Below are 4544 nucleotides of genomic sequence, written 5' to 3'. Positions count from 1 at the left end.
CCTGAATAGAGCGGACTACAAGAAAAGCATCGTAGCTGTCCTCTCTCAGATTACTGGCCTGACGTACCCTATTCCCAGGGATCGCGAATCTCTTGAAGTGCTTCTGCGTGATCAACTCACAAAGAATGCGGCAAATATCAGAAAACTTGGTCAAATCGATCAATTGATCAGCCTAACCACGCAGTATCTTCAGTATCGAGATACTGGCCCGAATCGATTTCCTCAACGTCTTGGCGAAGAGGTGGGGATGAAGTTCGCGCGCTTGCGGTTGAAGCAAATGGGTGCGCGGATCATCTATGAAGGCGAGGGAGCCAACACTCTCGATCTGGTCGCCGTATTGGACGGCCGCTTAATTGTGGTCGAGGCTAAAGGTGGCTCGGGAAAGACTGATTTTGCCTGGGTTCGCGATGAGGCAAACCAATGGCATTATGTTAAACAAGGTTCCAGGCTGTACCTTGAGTACAAGCTCGCGCAAGACTATAAATTCCAAAGAGTATTAGCCAACGACCCAGAGCTTTCGCATATTCTGGTGTCGCTGTGGCGAAAGGAGGCGAATGTTGAATATTACTTGGCAGAATCTCCTTATAGGCGTGAGCGCGTACGTGGCTTCAAGGTATTAGGAAGGTTGAAATGGTCCAGGTTTGATATCGGCGACGACCCGGTTGGGTTCTTCAGGCCGCCGCGTGGAGACGTAAGGGAGCCAAGACCAGCGGTTCCACCTAAAAAGTCTCGTAGTTCGACTACTGTAAGTGCCAATACTTTCGCCGGATTGGCCCTGGGTGGTTTGGGAGGTATCGCAGGCGTTGGCTATGCCCTACGTGACTCGCCCAAACCTAGCTCGGAAGTAGTTCAAGTTGCGGTAGCAACACCTTACACAGGACAGTCGCCCGGTGACGGAGTTGTCCAACCTGAAGACGACGCTCCGTCGTCGAATTCTGGCCAATTCGTTGATGGAATTTTGTCAGGTTTGAAGTCGACTATTGCCGAGTTTTCGCGAATGGCGAGTTCATTTACTAGCTACGTTCAGAATTGTCTGAATGATTTGGCGGTGATGGTCGGGGGTGCTGTCGCGGCGGTGTCGGGGTTTGTGACCGACGTTATTGATTCGGCGGGGGCGCAGAAGATTATTGATGAGATCTCCAATGACTGGGCATTTGCGCAAGAGCTGCTGAATATTGCGATGTTGTTCTCGCCGGTGGGGACGGTGGCTGCGGCTATTTCGGCGGCGGTGCCGATTATTCAATTGATTGTGGAGCATTGGGATCAGATTCGGGCTGCGTTCGATTGGGTGTTGAAGAATGTTTTGACGCCGGTGTCCGAGTTCTTTATGACGGCGTTCAAGGTTTATATTACGCCGTACCGCTTGGCTTTTGACGCGGTGATGGCTGGGTTCAATGGGATGGGCGGGGTTGTCGGTACCGCGGTTGGTGCGGTGCGGTCGACGGTCGTGGGGATTGTGAAGGCGATCGGTCAGATTTTCCAGCGGCTCGAGATCAATATCGGATTCCCGGTCAATAAGTCGTTCGGGTTGAAGAGTTTCGGTGATGCGATGGTTGCATGGGCTTCCGAGCGGATGGCCGATGGTGGCTTGGTGGGTGGGCAAAACGGGCCCGCGCCGCGTAGGGCATCCGGTATCGAGGTGATGGCCGTGATCGATCGGTCGGTGTTGCGTGCCGCCCAGGCTGAGGAACGCAAGATCGGGTACGCGTATCGGCCGCCGTTCCTGCACGACGGTGCGTTGCCTCGTATCGATAGCGGGCCTGGTCCGCGCACGTTTGATGTGCGGGTCGCTGATGTCGACGCGGCGTTCACGCAAATTCGGATGTTGCAGGCCGTGCAGGATGCGCGGTTCAGCCCGGTTGGCGTGTAGCCAGGCGACTGCTGTTCGGCTGACTCGGTATTGACAAGTAGACAGCGGAAATCCACGAGAGATCGGAAGGTTGGAAACGATGAGTGATCCGAAACCGGAGGGTGTTCCGGACCCGTTGGCCGGCTTCGACATCGAGATCCATCCGGTCTCTTTGGACGGGCTCAACGATTCAACGGACCAGAGGCCGAAAAAGGTTGCGGCGGAGGATAATAAGAAGCCGAGCAAGAGCAGGAGCCGTTCGCACCGGCCTTCCGCATCCAAACCCGCACGGCGGCAGCCGAAGCCGCCCAAGGCCGATGATTACCCGAAGGGCACACGCCCCACAGCTCGGCCACCAAAGAAGGCGATTCAGCCGAGTAAGACCGACAAGCCGATGCGTGGCGCTCCGCCGATGCCACCACACGGAGGTGGTCCGCGCGCGAAGCCCGGTGTCGACTGGAAGCAGGCCGCCAAAAGCCAGAGGCCGGCGGCAGCGGGTCCGAAAAAGACCGCGGCACCACCGAATAAGAGCAAGCCGGTTGACCTGGCGAAACGTCCACCTACTAAAGCCTCGGCGGGGGGTAAACCTGGAGGCCCGAAGGGAAGCAAATCCAAGGGCGGCAAGGTCGACACCAAAGGGCTCAAGGATGAGGCGACCGCCCTCAAGAACCTCGGCGGTGCGTTCAAGGACAGCCTCGCGGCCATCAAAGATCACACGGGCGCCGGCAAGAAGGTGGTCGGCAAGGTCGGCGGCGTCGCCAAGAACCTCAAGAAGCTGACGAAGGCGATTCGCACCGCGTCAACCGTGCAGAAGATCATCGGCGGCGCTTCCAAGCTGTGGTCGGTGGCGCAGACCGCGTTGAACCTGGTGTGGAACGCGTCGCCGGTCGGCTGGTTCACCCTCGCCCTGGGTGCCGCGATTCTCGCGATCACGCTCATCGTCGAGCACTGGGACGAGATCAAGGCGGCGTTCAGTGTCGTCAAGGAGAAGGTGCTCGATCCGGTCGGTGAGTTCTTCCGGGATCAGTTCGGCGAGGTCCTCAAGCCGTTCACCCACATCAGCACGGCTGTCTCCGGCGCGTTCAAGGCGCTGTGTTCGACCGTGGGCGGGGTGTTCCAGAAAATGGTTCATTACGTCGCCGTGGTCGTTGACAAGGTCGCCAGTCTTCTCGGTGAGTTTCGGTGGTTCCCAGGTGTAGGCGGCATCGCCGATGCCATGTCCCAGTGGGCGCAGGCGCATATGGCGGACGGTGGTCTTGTTGGGGCGAGCCGCGCCAAGTCGCCGGCCAGCTCGACCGATGAGATCGTTGTTGACGCCGGGGGCCCGAAGCGAGCGGCGATGGCTGCGGTCGACAGTGATCACCTGCGGGTAGCAGGTACCGACGCCGGCCGGTCAGCGCTGAGCAAGAGCCCGCATATCGCCCCACTGCGCGGCGTGCGGCGGACCGGCGCGACAGTTCGCGCGATCGACCATTCGACCACCATCGCGCTCAACCGCGGGACCGACACCAGTTTCGCGCGATCGCGCGCCGTGCACGCGCAACGCGCGCTCACCTACGCGGGTGGGTCGCGCTAGCCCAACCTTTCAGACACCTCAGGGAGTGGTTAGAACGATGAGCAGTAAAGGCGACGCGCAGTTCGACGCCGCATTGCGCGCGGCGCTGGCCGCGAGCGATCCACTCGATGCCGGCGACAAGGGTAAAGGCGGCGCGGCCAAGTCCGATGGGAAGGGTTCGGGGGAGTCGTCGAAAGCCGATGTGGCTCACTCCGATCATCCACGGGGCGGCCAGCCGAGCATCGAAAGGCACGACGCACCAGTACGAGACGAGAAAGAGCACCGCCCGGCTCCGGCCGAACCGCCGAGAGGTGTGCGACCAATCGCTACACCGCCGATCCGGTCGGTCAAGCCGCGCAGGCCATCGAGGCCTCAGGGCAGACCTCGGGGCGGGCTCGGCTCGAAGGTGCGCGGCGGCGCCGGCCGGGCCGGCGGTCTGGCGATGGGCGCGATGGCGTCAGGAGTCGACTGGCGCCAGGCCGGCGCCGACCCCAAAGCCGCGCTGGGCGGGCTGGGTGGCGCCGCCCTCGCACAGGGCAAGGACTATCTCGCCGGAATGGCTGATCCGGCGAATCTGTCGGACGCATTCTCGCAGGTCAGAGACACGGCGAAGGATAAGGCGTCGCCGGGCAGGTCGAATGCGGGTGACGCGAAACCGATCACCGATGAGACCAAGGCGCTCAAGGATCGAACTTCTGCGCTGCGCGGCGACGTCAAGAACCTCGGCACCCACGCGGCGACCAGCCAGAAGATGACCACGAACGTTGACAAGGCGTCGAAGGGTTTCGACGATCTCGCCAAGGCGCACAAGGACTCAGCGGGTGCGCAGAAGAACGTCGAAGGCGCGACGAACAAGTGGGACAAGTCCCAGGGCAAGCTGAACAAGGCCGTCGGCAAATCGGTAATCGGCAAGATCGTCGCGGCGATCGAGATCGCGATTGTCGTGATCGGGCTGCTGATCGAGCACTGGGACTCCGTGAAGAAGGCCTTCGACACGGTGAAGAAGAACGTGCTCGAGCCAGTCGGCGACTACTTCAAGAAGGTGTTCGCCGCCTGCCTAGCGCCGTTCACCACGGTGATCGACGAGGTGAAAGACGCGCTCGGCAAGTTGGGCAGCGGGATCGGGGGCCTGTTCAGTGG

General features: G+C 60.5%; 3 protein-coding genes. All 3 read left to right on the top strand.

Annotation, left to right across the window (positions count from 1 at the left end):
• Window positions 1–1870: hypothetical protein (locus ACFWF3_RS25415; RefSeq protein WP_379315759.1), on the top strand; the 1870-nt coding region annotated here is incomplete at its 5' end.
• A 79-nt stretch (window positions 1871–1949) separates the two neighbouring features.
• Window positions 1950–3425 (top strand): hypothetical protein, encoded by a 1476-nt coding sequence (locus ACFWF3_RS25410; protein ID WP_379315757.1) that lies wholly within the window; start codon window positions 1950–1952, stop codon window positions 3423–3425.
• Between the two features lie 385 nt (window positions 3426–3810).
• A partial coding sequence (locus ACFWF3_RS25405; protein ID WP_379315755.1) for a hypothetical protein occupies window positions 3811–4544 on the top strand: 734 nt, incomplete at its 3' end.

The sequence above is a fragment of the Nocardia sp. NPDC060220 genome, assembly GCF_042727815.1.
In the GTDB taxonomy this organism is placed as follows: Bacteria; Actinomycetota; Actinomycetes; order Mycobacteriales; family Mycobacteriaceae; genus Nocardia.
This window is presented reverse-complemented; position numbering and strand designations above follow the sequence as displayed.

Bases quoted from the DNA above. Each gene is read 5' to 3' on its own strand.
- ACFWF3_RS25410 (WP_379315757.1), top strand. From the start codon at position 1,950: ATGAGTGATCCGAAACCGGAGGGTGTTCCGGACCCGTTGGCCGGCTTC.